This is a genomic window from Arthrobacter sp. KNU-44 (genome assembly GCF_051843155.1).
Lineage (GTDB): Bacteria > Actinomycetota > Actinomycetes > Actinomycetales > Micrococcaceae > Arthrobacter.
The window spans coordinates 1,422,651-1,443,520 of the sequence record NZ_JBPXNG010000002.1; the positions used below are offsets into that span (position 1 = coordinate 1,422,651).

A 20,870-nucleotide genomic window follows, 5' to 3' on the forward strand; every position below is an offset into this window, starting at 1 on the left:
CGCCTCGATCAGGTCAAGGGATCTTGGACCGCATCTTTCCCTTCGCCAGTTGCGCCAAAACCTCCGGATCAGCTTCCCCGGCGATCAGCCCCGCGAGCATGGCGCGTGCGGAGACGGTGGTCACGGATGAGGCCACCGAGGAGATCTTGATGCTGGCATCTTCGAGCATCTTCTCCAACCGGCCGGCGTCCCTGGTCCGGTCTCCCATCAACTGCACCCGGTAACGCGTCAGCAGGCGCAGATGGCGGATCGGCGGAGGCGGCACGAACGAAGGCCGGAGCAGGCCATGCTCCAGCAGCTGGGCAATCCACTCCGCGTCCTTGACGTCGGTCTTGCGGCCCGGAACGGCCTTCATATGGGCGGCGTTGAGCAGCCAGCACTCCATCCGCTCCTCCAAGGCGTAGAACACCGGCTTCCAATACGTGCTGGTCGACTCCATTGCCGCCAGCGTCACGCCCTGCCCGACCAGCCAATCCCTCATCAGCTCTAGCGAGCGCGTCATGGTCCGAAACGTGCGCGTCTCGCCGTGACGACCACCGCCCGACCCCGGGGTGCGCACGCCCACGGTCACCGATTTCTTCCCGATGTCCAGCCCGGCAACGCGTTCGAACATCACGTCCATCAGAATCACCCATCCTTTGAAGCGAGAATCCATATCAGCGCCGCTTGGAGGATCCTCTGATCAGGAAACAGACCCACGGTTGGGTCGGACCGCAGCGCCCTGCCGGGATTGCTCCCGGTGGGTTTCTGCGGCCCGCCCGCCGAACCCGGCGTGCGCCTCTCAGCGCACCGGGCTCTCCACGTGTCTTGACCGCTGGTCAGCCGCTACTGGCGGCTGCCGGTTTGGTTGTCCAGGGGTCGCGATGGTGCTCCCGCGGTAGCGGTAGCGGGTCACTGCGACGCTGGATGCGCCGGTGAATACAACCCCCTCATGGGCGATCCGCCATCCCTGGTCACAGAAACGACGGCGTACCTCGTTCATGCTGACCCGGCTCTTGCCCTTGTATTTCGTGCGTATCCAACGAACGATCCGCCACCAAGCGTGGCTGTCGAGTTGCTGGAATACCCGCGAGGACACACCGTGCCGGAAGTATGTCGCCCATCCCCGCAACGTCCGGTTGAGACTGATAATCAGCTCTCCCAGACTCATGTGCAGGGTTGACCTGCGCGTCTTGTGCCGCACCTTGTCCTTGGCCGACTGGACGGCCTTCTTCGAAGGTGTGGTGTAAACACAGCGTCTCTGTGTTCCTCGTTTCCGTCGGCGATGGATGTGAAAACCGAGGAAGTCGAAACCCTCGTCAATGTGGACCACACGGGTCTTCTCCGGAGACAGCCGCAACCCCATCGGGGCGAGCACCTCGGCCACCTCCTCCCGCAACCCCTCGGCGTGCCTGCGTTCTCCAGACACCATCACCACGAAGTCGTCCGCATAGCGGACGATCTTCCAGTTGCCGAGGCCATCGCGCTTGCGTTTGGCCCGCTGCTGGTCGGTTCCCATCTGTTCTCGCCGTTGCTCATCAAAGTGCTCATCCAACGTCGATAACGCGATGTTCGCCAGCAGCGGGGAGAGTATCCCGCCTTGTGGGGTGCCGCTCAGCGTTTCCTCTCGATGCCCGGTGGTCGTCATGACTCCGGCCTTCAAGAACGCTTGACCAGCGCCAGAACCCGCTTGTCCTTGACCCGATGCCGTATCCGTGCCATCAACGGCGTGTGCCCGATTTCATCGAAACACGCCTGGATGTCGGCCTCCAGCACCCACTCATGCCAGTGACTGGCCAGAAAATGGATCTCGGCGATTGCGTCCTGGGCCCGGCGGTTAGGTCGAAACCCATACGAGCACGGTTTGAAGTCCGCCTCGAAAATGGGTTCCAACACCGCCTTCAGGCTCGCCTGGACCACCCGGTCCGCGACTGTGGGGATACCCAGCTTGCGGAGTTTCCCGCCCGCCTTCGGTATCTGCACCTGCCGCACTTCGACCGGCTCGAACTCGCCTGACTTCAGCAAGTCGCGAACGCGGCCCAGGAAGACCTCTACCCCAATCCGGGACTCGACCCAGGCCACCGTGGCCCGGTCCACCCCCGGCGTCCGTGCCCCGGCGTTGGAGGACACGCGTTTCCACGCGTGCACCAGAAACGCCGGGTCATAGACAAGGTTAAACAGGTCACCAAACTGACGAAAGGAATTCTCCTTCGCCCAACGATGCAACTTGATCTGCATGCTTCGTACCGTCCAGAAAGCCGAATCAGCATCCGGCCACTGCACGGCGCCGGTATTCACCGGCGCTTCTTCGAACATTGCAACCTTTCGTTAACTGACACGCTGCCGCCCTTCCCCATGTGCGCGGGCTTTCCCCGGCTCGGAGTACTACGGCGGCTCCGCCCCACCCGTAACCATCGGCCGGCATCAGGCCCATCCATCTCCCCACCTCCCTGGCCGGGAGCAGGTGATGGAACGGTTACAGACGGTTCCCACGTTCACTGTCGTCCGATTAACGGGTTAGGCACCCGGCTCTACCCCTGCGGCATCGCCACGGCATCGCCACGGCTACGCCGTAGACTTTCACCGTGGTCTCCTGGCCGCGAAAAGCAAGCCGGACCAGGAGTCCCCCGCCCGAAATGAGGGGCGGGCGTGCACCGCATACCAGCCCGCATCCACCGGGTTGGAGCTGGCGTTGCCTGAAGAGGCGTAACGACACCGGTTCCTCTCGTATACCTTCCCGTCTCGCTCACCGGGCCCGACCCATCCGGCAGTCCTGAATCGGCCCGACTTTGTCGAGGCTGCTCCCACCGGTTCTCGGTGATCCCCGAGAACGGCTGCCTCCAGCTTCACCCCACCGCTACGACGGCGAAGCGACGAAGGTCTCCCACCTCCATTCGTAACAACAGCGCCTCGTGGCGCACTGCTCTATGGCAACAATCCGGCACACCCACGGACCCCGCGTCATACCCGTCTACGGGCTCACCCGCACCAATGTGAATAGACGTCACCAAACGGCACCACAATTCTCACCCCTCGGCCCGCGGAAGATACTCCCGCATCAGCTACACCTCTGGCACCCAAGGCTAGCGCCGTGAGCATCGGCTCACGGTGTGTCATGTAGCAGGCGGGCTCGTTGTTGATGAACCGACGTGAATGGGAAGACTTGCGGTGAATGTGGTCAAGAATTCGAACAGTCTCGCACCTCGCAGCGATTCTGCTCTACGAGCTGCGGCGACGGGCAGGGAGACCGCCGACGGCGGACACGGAGACGGCCATGACCATGTCCATCGCCAGGCTCTCCGCGCAGTCGGGTCTGAGGTACCTGTTTAAGACCACGATGATGGATGACGTCTCGCCCGCTCCCCCGGACGCCACAAGCTACTACATGAAGGCCGGCACACCCCAGGGGCGCTGGCTCGGAAACGGTCTGGGCGGCATCACCCGAGCCCGCGGCGACCCAGTCACCGAAACCGATGCCAAAGCCATCTTCGACGAAACCGTCCATCCGGACACCGGCGCTCCCCTGGGCCGCCCGCACGGCCAACCCACACTCGTCCAAAACAGCCAGGGACAAGCCAGCACGCGCCGCGCTGTCGCCGGATTCGATCTCACGTTCAGCGTCCCCAAATCCGTGTCCGTACTTTGGGCACTGAGCCCCAGGTCCATCCAGGACCAGATCCTGCAGACCCACCACGACGCCGTCAACGCGACGCTGGACTGGATAGAAGAGCTCGTCATCCACACCCGCGCGGGACGCAACGGCGTCGCGCGCCTCGACACCCGCGGGGCGATCGCGGCGGCGTTTGACCATTGGGAGTCACGGGCCGGGGACCCGCAGCTCCACACGCACCTGGTCATCGCCAACCGCGTCCAACGGACCACCGACGACGCCTGGGGCACCTTGGACTCCCGGACCCTCTACAAGGCCGCCGTCGCTGCCAGCGAACACTACAACGGACTGCTCTTCGATGCCCTCCACCGCCAGCTCGGGACCGACACCGACATCCGCGAGCCCGCAGCCACCACGCATAACCCGAGTGCGCAGCTGACCGGCGTCGATGACAGCCTGATCCGCGAGTTCTCTCGCCGCTCCCACCTCATCGATCAGGAAACCGACCGCCTCGTGGCCGCATGGACCGCGACCCACGGCACTCCCCCAACGACAACAACCACCATCAAGCTCCGCCAGCAGGCAACCCTCTCTACACGAACCCCCAAAGCCAAGACCATCGCGCCCCTGCACCAACTCTCCGTACAGTGGCAGGCACACGCCGAAGCCAAGGGCTTCGACCCCCGACTCGTGCTGGCCAACACCGTCCGAAGGTCACGTACTGCCCCTTTCCGCTCGTCAGACTTCACCGCCGAGTGGGTGGACGCTGTATCGTCGCTCACCCGGGAGCGCGTCGCCACCAAGCGCGCCACCTGGAACCGGTGGAACCTCCTCGCGGAAGCCGAACGGGTCTGCGCAGCGATCCGCTGCCACACACCGGAAGACCGCAACGCCCTGATCGACGCCGTCGCCACCGCCGCCGAAACCCAATCAGTCCGGCTCAACCACTGCCGCTACAGCGTCCCCGCGGACGCGCAGCCCGATCTGCGCCTCGGGAAACAGAGCGTCTTCGACTTCCACGGTTCCCTTCTCTACACCGACGCGTCGACCGTTGCCTGCGAGGAAGCCGTTATGGCGGCAAGGAACGACGGCGGCGGGCCGGCCATCCGCGCGACCGTCGCCCTGGAGGCACTCGCCGGATACCGACACCACGGCACCTTCGGGCTGCATCAAGATCAGCGGGCTGCCGCTGCTGAGGTACTGCTCAGCGGCAACCGGCTCGACGCCGTCGTCGGCCCGGCCGGCACCGGCAAGACCACCGCGCTCGGCGCGGTCAAGGCAGCGTGGGAAGCAGAATTCGGAAGCGGCAGTGTCGTAGGGCTGGCACCTGCGGCTGCGAGCGCCGAGGTTCTTGGGCGGGAGCTGTCGATGGTCACGGAGAATGTCGCGAAGTGGCTGTTCGAGTCAGTTGGCGAGGGGGCCAGCCACCGGGCCGAGCGGTTCTTCGCCGCCGAAAAGCGGCTAGGTAACTCTGTAGCGAGCAATACCCGTCTGGCGCAAGAAGCCACCCGCTTGGCGGCCGAGCAGAACCGATGGCGGTTCCATCGGAACCAGTTGGTCGTCGTCGACGAAGCCTCCATGGTCTCGACCTTTCAGCTGTCCGCCTTGGTGCATCAGGCCCGGGATGCCGGGGCCAAGGTCCTGCTGGTGGGCGATCCCGGGCAACTGGACGCCATCGACGCCGGCGGTGTTCTCGGCTGGCTGGACCGGCAGGGCAAAACCGCCCGGCTGAGCACTATCTGGCGGTTCGAGCATGCCTGGGAACGGGCGGCGTCGCTGAAACTGCGCGCCGGGGACTTCGCGGCCATCACCGACTACGACGAGCACCAGCGGATCCGCCATGGCGAGTATCTGGACATGGTCGATCAGGCCTACCTGAGGTGGCAATCCGATATCCGGGCGGGAAGGTCGTCGATTCTCATCGGGGCGGATAACGATACCGTCGGTATGCTCAACGAACGTGCCCAGGCCGACCGCGTGATCCAGGGTCATGTGGATGCCGAACAGGCGGTCCTTCTGGGCGACGGAATGCGTGCCGGGCGCGGTGACATGATCATTGCACGCCGCAACGACCGCACAGTTGCCGACAGCAACGGTGACTTCATCCGCAACGGGACCCTGCTCGACGTCGTACGTGTCGGCAGGCGCGACGGCTCCCTTACCGCGGTCCGCAGGGACACCGGTGCCGCCGTCACGCTGCATCGAGACTATGTTGAGTCTGCAGTGGAGCTGGGATACGCGACGACCGCCCACCGATCGCAGGGGCTCACGGTGGACACCGGCCACACCGTCGTCACCCAAGGACGTCTCACACGCGAGCTTCTCTACGTCAGCATGACCCGCGGCCGTTCAGGCAACCACGCGTACGTCAGCGAAAACGACCCAACCGACCACGAACCGCTGGAGCCCTCCTTGCAGCCGCAATGGCAGGAGATCCTCGCCGAAGTGCTCGCGGCAGAAGGCGCCGAACGAACCGCTCACGAAGTCCGCAACGCCGAACAGTCCAGCGCCGATAGCCTGGAACGGCTCAGCGCCGAATACGACTACCTCGCCCAGATCGCAGCCGCCGAAGACCTGACAAGGTTCATCAAGGCGCGCACTCCGGAGATTGATGAGGTGTTGCAACAATCCCCCTCGTGGGGCGCGGCCGTCGCAGCCTGGCGCCGAGCGACGGCGGCCAGCCGGCCCGGCGCTCAGCGGACTGTCACGGCCGCTTTGGAAACAAGCGGCGACGCAAAGGACGTCGCAGCTGTTCTGCACGCCCGGCTCGTCAATTTCTCATCCCGCGTGCCAGCCGGCGATCGTGCCGTCATCCCCGAACCAATTGATACGAACCGGCCCGACCTCGCTGACATGATCAACCAAGTAACCCATAAGATCAGGCAGCGGGCCAAGCAAGTCGCGTCGGCCGCTTTGACGCAGGACACTGAGTGGAAACGAAGACTCGTCGAAGCGCTCCCGCCGAACGTGACCGCGACAGACACCGCCCGCCTGGTCGTCAGGGTTGCCATCTACAGGGACCGCTGGGGTGTCGACGACTCACCCCTCCCTCTGGGACCTGCACCGGCGGACCATGATTGGGAACAGTCATCGCAGTACGAACAACTCAAGCGCGTTGCCGACCGAGCTTCGTCCCAAGCCAACCGGCAACAACGACCCGGCCAATGGCTGGAAGATTCGGTCTCCCGACAGGTCAGCCCCATTACGGTCGGTTGGCAGCTCTGACATCAAAATCACTCTGCTCCTCCGCACGGTCATGCCGTCTGCACCTTTGTCTCCCATGAAGTTGGAACAGAGCCTGGCCGTATGTCAGGTGACCAAGACCACGGAGACTCCAATGACGACGACGCCAAATCGCAAGCAGCCCGTCGAGGTTGACCAACAGTGGCTAACCCCGAAGGAGATCTGCGCACAGCTACAGATCCCCGAACAGACCTTCTACCAGTGGCGAGCCAAGCACATCGGGCCACACGCATACCGCATCGGCAGGCACCTGCGAATCAGCCAAAGCGACTTCGTTGCCTGGCTGTCACTGCACGCAGAGCCGTAACCGGCCCAAAACCTGCACGCGATAAATGAGCAGGTACCCACTGCCCCTCGGAACATGGGGTCTCATCCGCACTGACCGGGCAACAGCAAGAAGTTGGCGAGCACGGGCCAGATACCGGGACCTCGACGGGCAAACGCGAAAAATCGAAGCCCGCGGACCATCCGCCGCAGCGGCACGGCGAAATCTCCAAATCAAACTGCAAAAAAGGCAGACCCAAGGCAACGCCGTCATCAGCGCAACAGACCAGATCCGCGACCTCTCAGAGGTCTACCTGGCAGAGCTGCAACGCTCGGACAAGGCATCGCGGACCAAAGACAAGTACGCGTTCAGCGTCAAGAAGTACATTCTGCCTGGAATCGGCTCTGTCCGCATTGGAGAGACCACGCCAGGCGTCGTGGATCACTTCATTCGAAATGTTGTCGACGCGGCCGGCCCGGCTACGGCCCGCACTTGCGGGGCCGTGTTGTCGTCGATGTTCAAAATCGCGCTGCGCCACGACGCTGTGAGCATCAATCCGGTCCTAGGTATCTCTATCCCGAGAAGTCGGGCGGCAAAGCCTCAAGCTCTGGATCCTGAACAGTTTCTGGATCTGAGGACCAAGCTCATTGCTTGGGAACAAGGATCGGTGCTTGGCCGCACGAGGTCCCAGGAACTCCACCAAATCGCCGACGTCCTCATCACCACCGGCCTACGGCCAGGCGAACTGTTCGCACTGTCCTGGGCTGATGTCGACCTCGAGGCAGACCCACCGACCGTCCATGTCCACGCCACGGTCATCCGTACTTCCACCGGGGGTGTCACCATCCAAGACCACCCAAAATCCGAGCACGGATTCCGCTACGTGACCATACCGCCAAATCTCGCCGAGTCGCTTCGAAGACGACAGCTCAGGCAACGCAGCAACGCCACTGGGAAGCCCTTGGACTTAGTCTTTCCCTCATCCACAGGAACGGTGTGCGATCCGAACAATGTCGGCAAGACCTGGCGCAAAGCGGCTGACGAAATCGGATACTCGTGGGTGACGTTCAAAACGTTCCGCAAGGCCAACGCGACTCTCATCGCACGGACCATGGGCGCCGAAACGGCCGCGTACCAGGCAGGGCACTCCAAGGTGTCAATGACTCGAAAGCACTACGTCGAGGAATACAAAGAAGCGATCGACACACGGGCCGTGCTCGGCGCCTTCGACGCAGCCAACGGGGGACTAGGAGCACCTGGCAAGACCGGTCTCCAAATCTGATTCAGGTGAGTTAAAGGTGAGTCCGGCACCAAAAAGTTCAAATGGCTCTGACCAAAAGCAGTAAACCCGCAGGTCAAAGCCAAACTAAGAGCCCCCTGTCGGATTCGAACCGACGACCCCCGCTTTACAAGAGCGGTGCTCTGGCCAACTGAGCTAAGGAGGCGCGCCCCGGCAGGCCGGAGCTGGTTGCCCCGGCAAGCCGGGGCTGGTGCGCGCAAGCGCTAGATAAGGGTAGCCCAAGACCTCCCGCCCACGGAAATTCCAGCGGGCAGGAGGCCTAGGCCTCGATAACTACTTCTTTGCTGCGACAGCTGCATTCAGGACGGTCATGAAGTCCGCCTTGTTGTCCCATTGCTGGCCGTCGATGAAGACCGTGGGCGTGCCGGAGATCCCGATATTCTTGGCCTCCTGGGTGACCACCTTGACGAACGGCCGGTACGTCTTGTTGTCGATGCAGGAGTCGATGTTGGCCGATCCGGCTTGGGTGGCCAACTTCTTGAGGTCGTTGTCCGAAATGCCCGCACTGCCCTCGGCGGGCTGCTGGGCGTACAGCAGGTCCACGAGTGCCGAGTACTTGTCAGGTGACGTGTTCGCCACACATGCTGCGGCGTTGGCGGCGCGCGAGGAGTAGTTGGTGCTGGAGCTGGCGTCCAGGAAACCGAACGGACGGTACTCCAGAGTGATCTTGCCGTCGTTGCGCAGCTGGGTCAGCTGCTGGCTGTACGTGGTCTCGAAGTTCTTGCAGATGGGGCAGATGAAGTCGATGTAGGCCACAACCTTGACCGGTTTGCCAGCTTCAGCCTCGGCGCCGGGAGCGGTCACGGTGGCGGGCGCGGTGGCCGGGGCCGACGGAAGCGACGCGAGGCTAACGGTGCCGGCGGCCACCTTCGTCACATCGGTGCCCTTCAGCAGCGTCACGCCGCCGTGAACGTTGGCGTTGGCCGGCGTCGGGCCCTGATCGGCGATCGGGGCATTGTTCGCAATGTTCTGGGTGACCACGAGGGCAATGACCGCGAGGATCGCCACGACGGCGACCACAATGCCCCATCCGATGAGCAACTTGTTGCGCTTGTCCTTCTTCAGCTGAGCTTCGCGGATCTCGCGGGCCTTTTCGCGGGCCTGGGCGGTGCGCTCTGCCTTGGACAGGCGTGGTTCGTTTGCGGGGCTCATCAGTTCCTCGTGATTGATCGACGGCGTTGGTTGTAGCAATGGCAACGGGGCCAGTTTACGGGAGAAGACCGGCAGCTTTGCTGGGGTCTTCGACTCCAGTCTGAGGAACGAGCAAGTGTCGTTGATGATTCCCGCCGGTAGGGTGGGAGATGAGTCACAAGCAACCCCAGGGGGCAGCAATGCAAGAAACGGCAAGCGAAAAAATCGACAGCGCACCCGAAGGCAAACAGGCTCCACCGACCCGGAAACACGATTTCATGGTGGTCTCCAACCGTCTTCCCGTGGACCGCTACCCCAGCGATGAGGGGGAAAACAGCGAAGAAGGTTGGCGCCGCTCCCCCGGCGGGCTAGTGACTGCCCTCGCGCCGATGATGACCAAGACCGACGGCGCGTGGGTGGGCTGGCACGGCGCCCCGGACGAAGCGTTGGAACCCTTCAGCCACGGCGGCATGGACCTGATTCCCGTGGACCTCAGCACGGACGATGTTGAGCTCTATTACGAAGGCTTCTCCAACGCCACCCTCTGGCCGCTCTACCACGACGTCATTGCCCCGCCGGAGTTCCACCGAACATGGTGGGACAGCTACCGCCGGGTCAACCGGCGGTTCGCCGACGCTGTCATCCAGCACGCGGACCAAGGAGCCACTGTGTGGGTACAGGACTACCAGCTCCAGCTCGTGCCAAGTATGCTCCGCCAGGCGCGCCCGGACCTGCGCATCGGCTTCTTCAACCACATCCCGTTCCCGCCTCCGGAGATCTTCGCCCAATTACCGTGGCGCCAGGCCATCATCGAAGGCCTGCTCGGCGCTAACCTGGTGGGTTTCCAGCGTCCTAGTGACGCGGCAAACTTCATGCGCTCGGCACGCCGCTTCATTGGCGCAAGCGTCAAACAGCAACAGATCCACGTCAAAGGAACCGATGGCCGGATCACACATATTGCCCGCGCACAGGCCTTCCCGATCTCCATCGCCGTGGATCAGATCAGCGAACTCGCTGAGCGCCCGGACATCATCGATCGTGCCCGGCAGATCCGCCAGGACCTCGGCAACCCCAAAACCATCCTCCTGGGCGTGGACCGCCTCGACTACACCAAGGGCATCCCCCATCGTTTGAAGGCCTTTGAGGAACTCCTCAAGGAAGGACGGCTCACCGTGGAGGACGCCACACTGATCCAGGTGGCGAGCCCCAGCCGCGAGCGCGTGCGGCAGTACAGACTCCTGCGTGAAGAAATTGAAGGCACCGTGGGCCACATCAACGGCAGCTACGACACGATGCAGAACACCGCCGTTCGCTACCTCCACCACAGCTACCCGATCGAGGAGATGGTGGCCCTGTACCTCGCAGCCGACGTCATGCTGGTGACGGCTTTGCGCGACGGCATGAACCTCGTCGCGAAGGAATATGTCACAGCCCGTACCAGCAACACGGGTGCGCTGGTCCTCAGTGAATTCACGGGCGCGGCCGATCAACTCAAGCAAGCACTCCTCATGAATCCGCACGACATCGACGGGCTGAAGAACACCATCATGAGGGCCGTGCACCTGCCCCCGAACGAATCCCGCCGCCGGATGAAGTCCATGCGGAAACAAATCCTCGACCACGACGTCGATCATTGGTCGGCCGAATTCCTTTCGGCCTTAGCAGAAACCGTGGTGCGCGATGACTCCTGAGACAGCAGCTACTCCCCCGCTGAGCCTGACGCCCGAACTGCTCGACGCCGTCCGCAGGATCGCCCGGACCGATCAGCTCTTGGTGGCCATGGACTTTGACGGCACCATTTCCCCGATCGTCGACCACGCCGACGCCGCGCGTCCGCTCAAGCGCTCAGCCGCCGCTTTCGCTGAACTCGCCAAACTACCGAGGACGACGACGGCGCTCATCTCCGGTCGGGCACTGGCCAGCCTGCGGGCGGTCGCCTCCCCTCCCGAGGCAACGCTGCTGATTGGCAGCCATGGCGCCGAGGCCTGGATGGGCCCCGGTTCGGCGGAACTCCAACTGGACGACGCCCAAAGGGATCTCCTTGCCGAAGTCCGCGAGGTCCTGGCCGGAATCTCGCAGGAAGCTCCGGGGACCGTCCTCGAAGACAAGCCTGCCGGCGTCGTACTTCACACCCGGCGAGCCGACGATGATGTGGCGGAGGACGCTGTCGCCGCTGCCCGAGCGGTCCTTGAAGATCGCCCGGGAGTCTTCCTCAAAAACGGCAAACGGGTCCTCGAGACCTCGGTGGTGCACTCCTCCAAAGGCGAGGCCGTCGAGTTCCTGCGCCAGGCCACCTCCGCCACCGGGATCCTTTTCGCCGGCGACGACGTGACCGACGAGGACGCAATCGCCAGGCTTGGCGCCGGCGACGTCGGGGTCAAGGTCGGGCTGGATTTCACCCAGGCCGAGTTCCGCGTCGAGGCCCCTGTCCACGTCGCCGAACTCCTGGAAGCGGTCCTTCGCGAACGTCGCCGCGAAGTCTCGGGAGACTCATCTCACATGTGACATTCGTAACATTTAGGCGAATACCCCGAGCTACTGCCATACTCTAGGTTGTGATGTGGCGCACAACTACCGTGCGGCGTCACTCAGTCTCCCTTGCCCGGGCCTAGCCCAGGGCGGGGAGCCCAACTGAATAAACATGAACCATTCACAACGGATCGTCCGGCACGTACCTGCCGGTGAAGGGATTGATAACTGTGGCAACAGTTACTTTTGATAACGCTACGCGTCTGTACCCGGGCACAGATAAGCCCGCCGTCGATAAGCTCAACATCGACATCGCCGATGGCGAATTCCTGGTCCTTGTTGGACCTTCCGGTTGCGGTAAGTCCACCTCCCTGCGCATGCTCGCAGGCCTCGAGGATGTAAACTCCGGCCGCATTCTGATCGGTGACCGCGACGTCACAGACGTCCCGCCGAAGGACCGCGACATCGCAATGGTCTTCCAGAACTACGCTCTGTACCCGCACATGACGGTTGCGGACAACATGGGCTTCGCACTGAAGATCGCCGGCGTCTCCAAGGAGGAGCGCGCGGAGCGTGTCCGCGAAGCAGCCAAGCTTCTTGACCTCGAGCTTTACCTGGACCGCAAGCCGAAGGCACTCTCCGGTGGCCAGCGTCAGCGCGTTGCCATGGGCCGCGCAATCGTCCGTAACCCTCAGGTCTTCCTCATGGATGAGCCCCTTTCCAACCTGGACGCGAAGCTCCGTGTCCAGACCCGTACGCAGATCGCATCCCTGACCCGCCGCCTCGGTGTTACCACGGTCTACGTGACCCACGACCAGGTCGAGGCCATGACCATGGGTGACCGCGTTGCCGTTCTCAAGGACGGCCTGCTGCAGCAGGTAGATACCCCGCGCAACCTGTACGACCGCCCGAAGAACGTCTTCGTTGCCGGCTTCATCGGCTCGCCTGCCATGAACTTGCTCGAGCTGCCCGTCGTCGACGGCGGCGTCCAGTTCGGTGGCACCGTTTACCCGGTACCGCACGATGTCCTCGAAGAGGCACACGGCAAGACCGTCACGCTCGGTTCCCGTCCGGAAGACCTCGAGACCGTTGGTGCCGGCGAAGGCCTCGAAGTTGAGGTTGACGTCGTCGAGGAGCTCGGCGCCGACGCCTACGTCTACGGCCACACCACGCTTGACGGCAAGAGCCACGACATCGTGGCCCGCGTCGACGGCCGCCGCCCCCCGATGAAGGGCGAGTCCATCTTCGTTCGTCCGCAGTCGGGCCACGTGCACTTGTTCGACACCAAGTCGGGCCTGCGCCTGGGCGACTAGTCCCCACCAGTCCCCTAACCTCGCTCCGCTTCGGCCAGGGAACCCTGCCAGCGTGGGCCCTAATATCGAAGCGACGGCGGCCCTTCCGAGTGGACGGGCCGCCGTCGTCGTTAACAGCAGCCTCCATACGGAAGAATTGACTCCATGACCGAGCAAAGCGGTGCCAAGTGGCATGACGAACCCACCGACTACGCGCAGATCGGCAAACTCCCGCGCACCGAGGCTGCCAGCGCCAATGACATTGCTCCGCCGGCGGGTGTGATCGGATCCCTCAACATCACCGCCGCTGCAGCGGATCCCGAGCTACTGGACCTGCCCTGGCACATCGCACTCGAAGACTGGCCAGCAGCGAACCTGGCCGCCCTGCCGCGCGGTATTTCCCGGCACATCGTCCGTTTCGCGCACTTGGCCGGCTCCGTCATCGCCATCAAGGAAACGTCCGAGCACGTTGCCCGGCACGAATACCACATGCTCCGGAAGCTGGCACGAATGGATGTGCCTTGTGTCGAGCCGGTCGCGGTCATCACCGGCCGCACCACTGTTGACGGCAGGCCCCTGAACCCCGTGCTGGTCACCCGGCACCTCAAGTTCTCCATGCCGTACCGGGCGCTCTTCTCCCAGATGCTGCGCCGTGACACCCTCACAAGGCTTATCGACGCCCAGGCGCTGCTGCTGGTGCGCCTGCACCTGATCGGTTTCTATTGGGGCGACGTTTCCTTGTCCAACACCTTGTTCCGCCGCGACGCCGGCGCGTTCGCCGCGTACCTCGTGGATGCCGAGACGGGCGAGCTGTACCCCGATCTGTCGGTGGGCCAGCGTGAGTACGATCTGGAGATCGCCCGCGTCAACATCGCCGGGGAACTCATGGACTTGCTCGAAGGCGGCCTGATCGAGGAGAAGGTGGACCCGGTGGCAACGTCGGAGCTCATCATGGACTCGTACCGCCGGCTTTGGGCCGAACTCACCGAAAAGGAATCGTTCGAGCTCGGTGAACGCTGGCGCGTCGGAGCGCGCATCCGCCGCCTCAACGAACTCGGCTTCGACGTCGAGGAATACGCCATCAAGACCACGGCGGACGGCTCCACCATCCAGCTTCAGCCCAAGGTCGTCGACGCCGGCCACCACCAGCGGCGGTTGCTCCGCCTCACTGGCCTGGACGCCCAGGAGAACCAGGCCCGCCGGCTGCTCAATGACATGGATTCATTCCGGGCGGACAACAACCCGGACATGGACGAAGAAATCAGTGCCCATACCTGGGTCAGCCAGATCTTCGAGCCCATCGTCCGGTCCATCCCGCGCGACCTCGCAGGCAAGCTTGAGCCGGCGGAAGTGGTCCACGAAGTCCTCGAACACCGCTGGTACATGAGCCAGAAGCAGGACAGCCACATCCCGCTGGCTGAAGCCGTGCAGTCCTACTTGGACACCATCCTGCGCCACCGGCGCGACGAGGCTGCCATCATGCTCAATCCGGACACGGCGATGCTCAAGATCCTTGTAGCTGAAACCGAGGAATCCCGGTACGACGAGGACGAATACCCGGATTCCGACGACTAGCGCTGAGGTTCAGGGCTCCAACGTCTGCGAGAGTCCCCTAAGCACCGGTTCACGCCCGAGCTCGATGTGGGAGTACGCCAGGGTGTAGGCGAGATCGGCCTTGCCGCCGAGGATGGCGTTGCACAGTTCCATGTGCTCGTCGCGCTGGAGTTCGTTGCTGCGGTTGTGCGCGAGCCCGAAGATCCAGCGCATGCGGCCGAACAACGGTTTGACCGATTCGATCAGCAGCCGATTGCCGGACAGCCGCACGATTTCGGCGTGGAACGCCGCACTGAGGCGCACGACGTCATCGGTCCGGTCGTCGTCGATCGCTTGCCTTGTGTCGTCGAGGAGTTCCTGCAGGCGGCCGCCCGGTTCGCCCGCCGCGACGCGGACGGCCGCCATGCGGGCCGCGAACGTTTCCAGGCAGAGCCGTACGTCGAAGAGTTCATTGACGTCGGTGAGCGTCAATTGGCGCACCACTGCGCCCCGGCGAGGGAAGGTTTCCACGAAGCCATCCTGCTCGAGGCGTTGGATGGCTTCCCGCACGGGGATCCGTGAAACGTTGTAGAGCTCGGAGAGCTCCCGTTCGCGCAGCCGCGCGCCCTGTTCGTATCTCCCCGCCACAATTCCCTCAAGAACCAGCTGGTAGACCTGTTCGGCCAGGGCTTCGTCGTCGCGGGTTGTCAACGTTTCGGGCATCGGCTTCGGCCACCCTTCCCTTCCCCATCGTCTTGCGTTCCACCCGAGCATACACGGACGGAAAGAGAGCTTTTTGGTATTCCAGATAGTGCGATATTTGTGATTTACATCCCATCAAACCTGCTCTAGTCTATTTTTGGTATACAAAAAATCCGGAGTCCGCTCCTTGGATCATGAATCGAGCACCCCCGTTGACCCAGCTACAGTCCACCGTCGAAGCTACGGCTGCGAGTCCATCCCCCAGTACGGCCCCGAATAGACCCACCGCCGAGGCGCGATCGCTTCTGGCCACCGCGTGGTTGCGGATCCGTCGCAGCAAGATCGCCTTGTTGAGCCTCTGCGTGGTGGTGGCCATCATGTTGTTCGCCATCCTCGGCCCGCTGCTCAGTGCCATGTCAGGCAACGATCCGTTCACGTCCAACACCAGCCCCGACGTCTTGGACGACCTCCAGACTCCCGGGCTGCCGCTCCCGGGATACATGTACCCCTCGGCCAGCCACTGGCTGGGCGTGGAACCCGGACTGGGCCGTGACCTGTTTGCACGGCTCGCCTCAGCCGCGGGCTACTTCGGCGGCAAGACGGACGCCATCATCAGCCGGATCATGGATCTCTTCCTTGCCTTCCCGCACCTCCTGCTGATCCTTTCGCTGACACCCATCCTGCAGTCACGGTTGCGCGACACCCCGCTGGGCCAAGGCAGCTTCCTTCCCATGGCTTCGCTCGTGATCATTCTGGGCTTCTTCGGCTGGGCATACCTCGCCCGCATCGTGCGCGGCCAGCTGCTGAGCCTCCGCGAGCGCGAGTTCGGGGAGATCTGCCCTCGCCGGCAAACCCACCCAGCGGTTGCGTCTTCCGCACCCGGTGTCCGTTGTTCGGCACCCTGGGCGCGGAACAGCAGCAACGCTGCATTAGCGAAGTCCCGAGACCAGCCAGCGCGGCTGCCCCGGCCTGCCATCACGCAGGTCTGGAATCTGCAGCTCTCGCTGGTGTGCAATAGATCCAACATCAAAGGAGCAATACATTGAACACCCTGATTCGCGCCGTCCGCCCCTGGGGACAAGCATTGAGCGACGTCCTCATCACGGACGGCAAGATCACCGGCGTCGAAGCCCATGACCCGGCGCGAGCGGTTCCTGGCACCACATCCGTCGTCGAGGGCCGCGGCCGCATCCTCGTGCCGTCGTTCTCGGACGTCCATGTGCACCTGGACTCCACCCGCATCGGTCTTCCGTTCCGTGAACACACCGGCGGCCCGGGCGTATGGACCATGATGATGAACGACCGGCAGAACTGGCGCAACGCCGAGATCCCGCTACAGGAACGGGTCAACAACACCCTCGGCCGGATGATCGCTCGCGGCACCACCCGTGTCCGTTCTTATGCCCAGATCGACGTCGATTGCCGCCTCGAGCGTTTCGATGCCGTGATGGCCGCCAAGGAGCAGTTCAAAGGGCAGGCCGACGTCGACATCATCGCGTTCCCGCAGGCCGGCCTCCTCCTTGAGGACGGCACCGTACCCCTCATGGACCAGGCACTCAAGGCCGGCGCCAATGTCATGGGCGGCATCGACCCCTGCAGCCTGGACCGCGACCCCGCCCGCCACCTGGACATCGTCTTCGGACTGGCCGAAAAGTACCAGGTCCCCATTGATATCCACCTCCACGAGCCCGGTGAGCTCGGCGTCTTCAGCACGGACCTGGTCATCGAGCGCACCCGCGCCCTGGGGATGCAGGGCAAGGTCACCATGTCCCACGCGTACCAGCTGGGCAGCGTCTCCGAGGCCACCACGCGCCGCCTCATCGAAGAGTTCGCCGAGCTGGACATCTCCATGGCGTCCGTGGCGCCGGGCTCCGCCGGAGTGGCGGGCCAGCTTCCCATCCCGCTGCTCGCCGAAGCCGGCGTCCGGATGGGCTTGGGCGAGGACGGCCAGCGCGACTACTGGTCCCCCTACGGCAACACCGACATGCTCGACCGCACTTGGCAGCTCGCTTTCACCCACGGCTTCCGCAAGGACGAGCTCATCGAGCACTGCCTCGCGATCGCCACGGTAGGCGGCGCCAGCATCCTTGACCCGTCCGCCACCCGCCTGAAGGGCACGGCACACCGCCCCGGCGTCGAGGTCGGCGACCCCGCCGAACTCCTGCTGCTCGACGGCGAAACGGTCGCCTCCGCCGTCATGGACCGCGGCACCGACCGCACTGTCATCCACCGCGGAAAGGTCGTGGCAGAGCAGCTCGAGCTCGTCTAATTTCCGCACAAAAAAGTGGCCGGTCCCTCGTGCGAGGGACCGGCTCTTTGTTTAAGGCTTAGCGCCCGACGACGGCGCCAGCGTCTGCCCAACTAACTAGCATTTGTTGTCGTTATGGGGGCTCATAACGACAACTACTGCTAGTCAGATGGGCCGAGTGGGAGGCCCGTGCGTGATTTGGTTTGCGCCCTGCCCCCCTGGCTAGCGCCCGACGGCGGCGGGCTCGCCAAGGTGCTCCATCTCGGCGGCTGCCACCGAGACGGCGGGCCCGCGCACGGCGAGGAAACCGGCCACCGCGAGCAGCACCGCTTCCGCGGCCAAGACCCAGAAGGGAACGTCCCAGCCTCCGGACCACTCATGCAGGAATCCCGCCCCCAACGGCCCCAGGGAGGCCAGCGCGAAGCCCCAGCCCTGGCTCATGGCGGATAGGCTGCCGGCGCTCTCTGCCCCTGCCGAGCGGATGACCACCAACGCCATTCCCAGCCCGAAGCCGGCGCTCTGGGCGATTCCCAACAGGCCGACCATGAGGAACTGCAAAGCTACGGGCGCCGTCAGGACTCCTATCAAAGCCGCCGCGACAAGAAGTCCGAGGCCAGGAGCCATGACCTTCAGAACCGCGCGACGCCCAGCGAGAACGGGAGCCAGCAGGCTAGCGGGCAGCCCTGCGACGCTGAACCACGCCAGGAGCCCTGCCGCGTCGGCCGCCGTCTGGCCCTTCGACACCAGGAACACCGCGAGCCACGAGGTAACGGCGAAATACAGCATGGCTTGCAGCCCGAAGAATGCGGTCACGGTCCAGGCCGTCCGTTGCTTCCGCAGCGGGATGGTGCCGGCTTCCCGCGTGGCGACGTCCGCCGTCGTCGTCTCCTGTAGGCCAGCGCCCGACGCCGCTCCGCCGGTCTCGCCGGTCTCGCCGGTCCCGTCGGGACGCCGGGCTGTTTGACCGGCGCGGTGGATCAGCGCGGCCCCTAGCAAGGCGGGGACGGCCCAGACGGCCAGTGCCCCGGCGAGGCTTCCGCCGAGCGTTTGCTGCAGCGGCTGGACGAGCCCGGCGCCGAGCGCCGCCCCCAGCCCGAAGCCCATGGTGCACAGCCCCGTCCACCATCCCGTACCGCGGTTTGCTTTGACGATCTGTGGCGCCAGCACGCTGGCAGTCATGATGGATGCTCCTGCCAGGAAGGTTCCGGGCAGCAACAGTCCGGGCACGAGTACGCGGACAAGCAGCGCGGCGGCCAATGTCAGGAGTGCCGCCGCAACGGCCCTGCCAGTCCCCAGGCGACGGGCCAGCCATGGACCGCAAGGAGCCGAGACGCCGAACGCAAGTACAGGCAAGGCTCCAAGCAGCGGCAGTAAATGCGCGTCGAGTCCGAACCCTGCCTGCAGTTGCCCCATGGTGCCGGCGATGGTCGTAATGGCAGGACGGAGGTTGATGGAGACAAGCGCCAGGGCAACGAGTACCCACGCGGTCCTCCGACCGGCCTTGGCGGAAGTACCGCGGCGCGGCGGCTGTGCTTGTCCCATTGATTGCCTCCCTGGCCCCAATTTGGTATACCAAATAAGATTAGGGGCATCCTTGGGCAAAGTAAACTGCGATGAAAATAGCAGATATGTGTGACGCGAGATCTTGGCGATCAGATTTGGAATACCAACGGCTTAGATGGCCTTGCCAGGGTTGAGGATTCCGGCTGGGTCGAAAAGCTCCTTGATGCGATGCTGCAACTCGCGGATGGGCCCGGGCTGCTCAAGGCCGAGCCAGCGGAGCTTGTACTGCCCCACCCCGTGCTCGCCCGTGATGGTTCCGCCCATCGCCAGCGCGGCATCGATGGAGTCGTCGAGGGCCTTGTTGAGTCGGGTCATGGCGTCCGCGTCCACTTCCATGTCCACCCGGTCCACCCAGAAGGTGGGGTGCAGGTTGCCGTCGCCGGCGTGGGCCACCACCTTGAGCCGGACATCGTGGGTAATGGCCATGGCCTCGAGCGCGGCCACGTAGTCGACAAGCCGTGACCTCGGAACGGCGACGTCCTCGCCTACCCGGTATTCGTTGTCCACTTCGTCGCCTCGACTCGACCGCCGCATCTCAATGAGCCTATCGGCTTCCGCATTCGATTCCGCCGTCACGGCGGCGCCGCCGGCAGCGAGCACTTCCCGCACCAGCGCTGCCTCGGCGGCAGCTCCGAAACCGTCTGTCTGGATCAGCAGCAGCGCCTGTCCACGTTCTCCGAGGTCCGAACCGTACAGTTCGTCGAGCTGGGCCAGCGTTCCGGCGTCGAGCATTTCCATGATGGCAGGCTGGACGCGTGCCCTTCCGACAGCCAGGACGCCGGCCGCGGCACCGCGGAAGTCCGGATAGAAGGCCGCCACGGTCTGTACCTCGCGGGGCAGGTAGCGCAGGCGCACCGTCACGCCCACCACGATCCCGAGGGTGCCCTCCGAGCCCACAAACAACGCCGTGAGATCGTATCCGGCCACACCTTTGAAGGTCTGGTGCCCTGTGTGGATCAGCGAGCCGTCGGCCATGACGACGTCGAGCGCCAGCACAGAGTCCCTGGTCACGCCGTATTTGGCACAACGCAAGCCGCCGGCGTTCGTGGCCACATTGCCGCCGATCGTGGACATTTTGTAGCTCGCGGGATCCGGCGCGTACATCAGGCCGTGTTCACCCGCTGCCGCGTTGAGGTCAGCGTTCACCACGCCAGGTTCGACGACGGCGGTCTCATCATCCGCGTTGAGCTGCAGGATGCGGTTCATGCGTTCCAGGCTGAGTACGATGCACCCCTGGCTGGCATGGGCGCCGCCGGAAACCCCGGTGCCGGCGCCGCGGGCAACAATCGGAACCCCGTGCTTGGCGCAACTGCGCACCGCATGCTGCACGTCTTCAACGCATTCGGCGAACACCACAGCCAGGGGCAGCTGCAAGTCCAAGACTGGTCCCAGGTCTGCCGCATAGCTCGTGCGTGTGTCTTCGTCGACGGCGATTTGCCCTGGAGCAAGGGCGACCGCTAGCTCATCGATGAACTCGTGAGGGCCTTTGCTCTGCTGGATCTGCCCAGAGTGCGGAATCCGCCGGGCCATGACGA

At 64.0% G+C, this 20,870-nt stretch carries 16 protein-coding genes and 1 tRNA gene; 9 read left to right on the forward strand and 8 right to left on the reverse strand.

Features of this window, described 5'->3' with window-relative positions; genetic code table 11:
• Nucleotides 1–13: 13 nt before the first annotated feature.
• The 3 genes from ACSVHC_RS07425 to ACSVHC_RS07435 all read right to left on the reverse strand — a co-directional run bounded on the left by ACSVHC_RS07425 (nt 14) and on the right by ACSVHC_RS07435 (nt 2,295).
• Nucleotides 14–622, reverse strand: a complete 609-nt coding sequence (locus ACSVHC_RS07425) for an IS110 family transposase (RefSeq protein ID WP_439181378.1) — start codon at nt 620–622, stop codon at nt 14–16.
• 159 nt (nt 623–781) lie between these two features.
• Nucleotides 782–1,627: a group II intron maturase-specific domain-containing protein gene (locus ACSVHC_RS07430; RefSeq protein WP_439180764.1), complete on the reverse strand. Its 846-nt coding sequence runs from the start codon at nt 1,625–1,627 to the stop codon at nt 782–784.
• Between the two features lie 11 nt (nt 1,628–1,638).
• Nucleotides 1,639–2,295, reverse strand: coding sequence for a reverse transcriptase domain-containing protein (locus tag ACSVHC_RS07435; RefSeq protein WP_439180765.1), 657 nt, complete (start codon nt 2,293–2,295; stop codon nt 1,639–1,641).
• Nucleotides 2,296–3,151: 856 nt separating this feature from the next.
• Here ACSVHC_RS07435 and mobF point away from each other — a divergent pair.
• The 3 genes from mobF (at nt 3,152) to ACSVHC_RS07450 (ending at nt 8,379) form a co-directional block, all read left to right on the forward strand.
• Entirely contained in the window at nt 3,152–6,814 is a 3,663-nt protein-coding gene (gene mobF, locus ACSVHC_RS07440) for a MobF family relaxase (protein WP_439180766.1), read from the forward strand.
• Nucleotides 6,815–6,926: 112 nt separating this feature from the next.
• Nucleotides 6,927–7,139 carry a helix-turn-helix domain-containing protein gene (locus ACSVHC_RS07445; protein ID WP_439180767.1) on the forward strand — a complete coding sequence of 71 codons (213 nt, stop codon included), beginning with the start codon at nt 6,927–6,929 and terminating at the stop codon, nt 7,137–7,139.
• Between the two features lie 25 nt (nt 7,140–7,164).
• A complete protein-coding gene (locus ACSVHC_RS07450) occupies nt 7,165–8,379 on the forward strand; it encodes a site-specific integrase (RefSeq protein WP_439180768.1) in 1,215 nt (404 codons plus the stop codon).
• Between the two features lie 89 nt (nt 8,380–8,468).
• On the opposite strand, the gene ACSVHC_RS07455 is transcribed toward ACSVHC_RS07450, so the two are convergent.
• Nucleotides 8,469–8,542 (reverse strand) — tRNA-Thr (locus ACSVHC_RS07455).
• Between the two features lie 128 nt (nt 8,543–8,670).
• Nucleotides 8,671–9,549 carry a DsbA family protein gene (locus ACSVHC_RS07460; RefSeq protein WP_437772465.1) on the reverse strand — a complete coding sequence of 293 codons (879 nt, stop codon included), beginning with the start codon at nt 9,547–9,549 and terminating at the stop codon, nt 8,671–8,673.
• 179 nt (nt 9,550–9,728) lie between these two features.
• Here ACSVHC_RS07460 and ACSVHC_RS07465 point away from each other — a divergent pair, with 179 nt between their 5' ends.
• The 4 genes from ACSVHC_RS07465 to ACSVHC_RS07480 all read left to right on the forward strand — a co-directional run bounded on the left by ACSVHC_RS07465 (nt 9,729) and on the right by ACSVHC_RS07480 (nt 14,864).
• Nucleotides 9,729–11,219: an alpha,alpha-trehalose-phosphate synthase (UDP-forming) gene (locus ACSVHC_RS07465; protein ID WP_439180769.1), complete on the forward strand. Its 1,491-nt coding sequence runs from the start codon at nt 9,729–9,731 to the stop codon at nt 11,217–11,219.
• Complete coding sequence (gene otsB, locus ACSVHC_RS07470; RefSeq protein WP_437772463.1) at nt 11,209–12,033, forward strand: trehalose-phosphatase; 825 nt, start codon at nt 11,209–11,211, stop codon at nt 12,031–12,033. The genes ACSVHC_RS07465 and otsB overlap by 11 nt, the downstream gene beginning before the upstream one ends.
• A gap of 194 nt (nt 12,034–12,227) precedes the next feature.
• Nucleotides 12,228–13,310: an ABC transporter ATP-binding protein gene (locus tag ACSVHC_RS07475; protein WP_234751365.1), complete on the forward strand. Its 1,083-nt coding sequence runs from the start codon at nt 12,228–12,230 to the stop codon at nt 13,308–13,310.
• A 144-nt stretch (nt 13,311–13,454) separates the two neighbouring features.
• Nucleotides 13,455–14,864, forward strand: a complete 1,410-nt coding sequence (locus ACSVHC_RS07480) for a DUF4032 domain-containing protein (RefSeq protein WP_439180770.1) — start codon at nt 13,455–13,457, stop codon at nt 14,862–14,864.
• A gap of 9 nt (nt 14,865–14,873) precedes the next feature.
• Here the strand turns inward: ACSVHC_RS07480 and ACSVHC_RS07485 are convergent, their stop codons facing one another.
• Nucleotides 14,874–15,545: a GntR family transcriptional regulator gene (locus ACSVHC_RS07485; RefSeq protein ID WP_439180771.1), complete on the reverse strand. Its 672-nt coding sequence runs from the start codon at nt 15,543–15,545 to the stop codon at nt 14,874–14,876.
• A 173-nt stretch (nt 15,546–15,718) separates the two neighbouring features.
• Between ACSVHC_RS07485 and ACSVHC_RS07490 the strand changes: the two genes are divergently transcribed.
• Nucleotides 15,719–16,570 carry an ABC transporter permease gene (locus ACSVHC_RS07490; protein ID WP_437772460.1) on the forward strand — a complete coding sequence of 284 codons (852 nt, stop codon included), beginning with the start codon at nt 15,719–15,721 and terminating at the stop codon, nt 16,568–16,570.
• Nucleotides 16,567–17,793, forward strand: a complete 1,227-nt coding sequence (locus ACSVHC_RS07495; RefSeq protein WP_437772459.1) for an amidohydrolase family protein — start codon at nt 16,567–16,569, stop codon at nt 17,791–17,793. The genes ACSVHC_RS07490 and ACSVHC_RS07495 overlap by 4 nt, the downstream gene beginning before the upstream one ends.
• Before the next feature lie 201 nt (nt 17,794–17,994).
• Here ACSVHC_RS07495 and ACSVHC_RS07500 read toward each other — a convergent pair whose 3' ends face one another.
• Entirely contained in the window at nt 17,995–19,314 is a 1,320-nt protein-coding gene (locus tag ACSVHC_RS07500; RefSeq protein ID WP_437772458.1) for an MFS transporter, read from the reverse strand.
• A gap of 132 nt (nt 19,315–19,446) precedes the next feature.
• Entirely contained in the window at nt 19,447–20,865 is a 1,419-nt protein-coding gene (locus ACSVHC_RS07505; protein WP_439181379.1) for an FAD-binding oxidoreductase, read from the reverse strand.
• Nucleotides 20,866–20,870 lie beyond the last annotated feature (5 nt).

Bases quoted from the DNA above. Each gene is read 5' to 3' on its own strand.
- ACSVHC_RS07435 (WP_439180765.1), bottom strand. From the start codon at position 2,295: ATGTTCGAAGAAGCGCCGGTGAATACCGGCGCCGTGCAGTGGCCGGAT.
- ACSVHC_RS07505 (WP_439181379.1), bottom strand. From the start codon at position 20,865: ATGGCCCGGCGGATTCCGCACTCTGGGCAGATCCAGCAGAGCAAAGGC.
- ACSVHC_RS07425 (WP_439181378.1), bottom strand. From the start codon at position 622: ATGGACGTGATGTTCGAACGCGTTGCCGGGCTGGACATCGGGAAGAAA.
- ACSVHC_RS07480 (WP_439180770.1), top strand. From the start codon at position 13,455: ATGACCGAGCAAAGCGGTGCCAAGTGGCATGACGAACCCACCGACTAC.
- ACSVHC_RS07485 (WP_439180771.1), bottom strand. From the start codon at position 15,545: ATGCCCGAAACGTTGACAACCCGCGACGACGAAGCCCTGGCCGAACAG.
- ACSVHC_RS07490 (WP_437772460.1), top strand. From the start codon at position 15,719: ATGAATCGAGCACCCCCGTTGACCCAGCTACAGTCCACCGTCGAAGCT.
- ACSVHC_RS07460 (WP_437772465.1), bottom strand. From the start codon at position 9,549: ATGAGCCCCGCAAACGAACCACGCCTGTCCAAGGCAGAGCGCACCGCC.
- mobF (WP_439180766.1), top strand. From the start codon at position 3,152: ATGTGGTCAAGAATTCGAACAGTCTCGCACCTCGCAGCGATTCTGCTC.
- ACSVHC_RS07465 (WP_439180769.1), top strand. From the start codon at position 9,729: ATGCAAGAAACGGCAAGCGAAAAAATCGACAGCGCACCCGAAGGCAAA.
- ACSVHC_RS07445 (WP_439180767.1), top strand. From the start codon at position 6,927: ATGACGACGACGCCAAATCGCAAGCAGCCCGTCGAGGTTGACCAACAG.
- ACSVHC_RS07450 (WP_439180768.1), top strand. From the start codon at position 7,165: ATGAGCAGGTACCCACTGCCCCTCGGAACATGGGGTCTCATCCGCACT.
- otsB (WP_437772463.1), top strand. From the start codon at position 11,209: ATGACTCCTGAGACAGCAGCTACTCCCCCGCTGAGCCTGACGCCCGAA.
- ACSVHC_RS07430 (WP_439180764.1), bottom strand. From the start codon at position 1,627: ATGACGACCACCGGGCATCGAGAGGAAACGCTGAGCGGCACCCCACAA.
- ACSVHC_RS07500 (WP_437772458.1), bottom strand. From the start codon at position 19,314: ATGGGACAAGCACAGCCGCCGCGCCGCGGTACTTCCGCCAAGGCCGGT.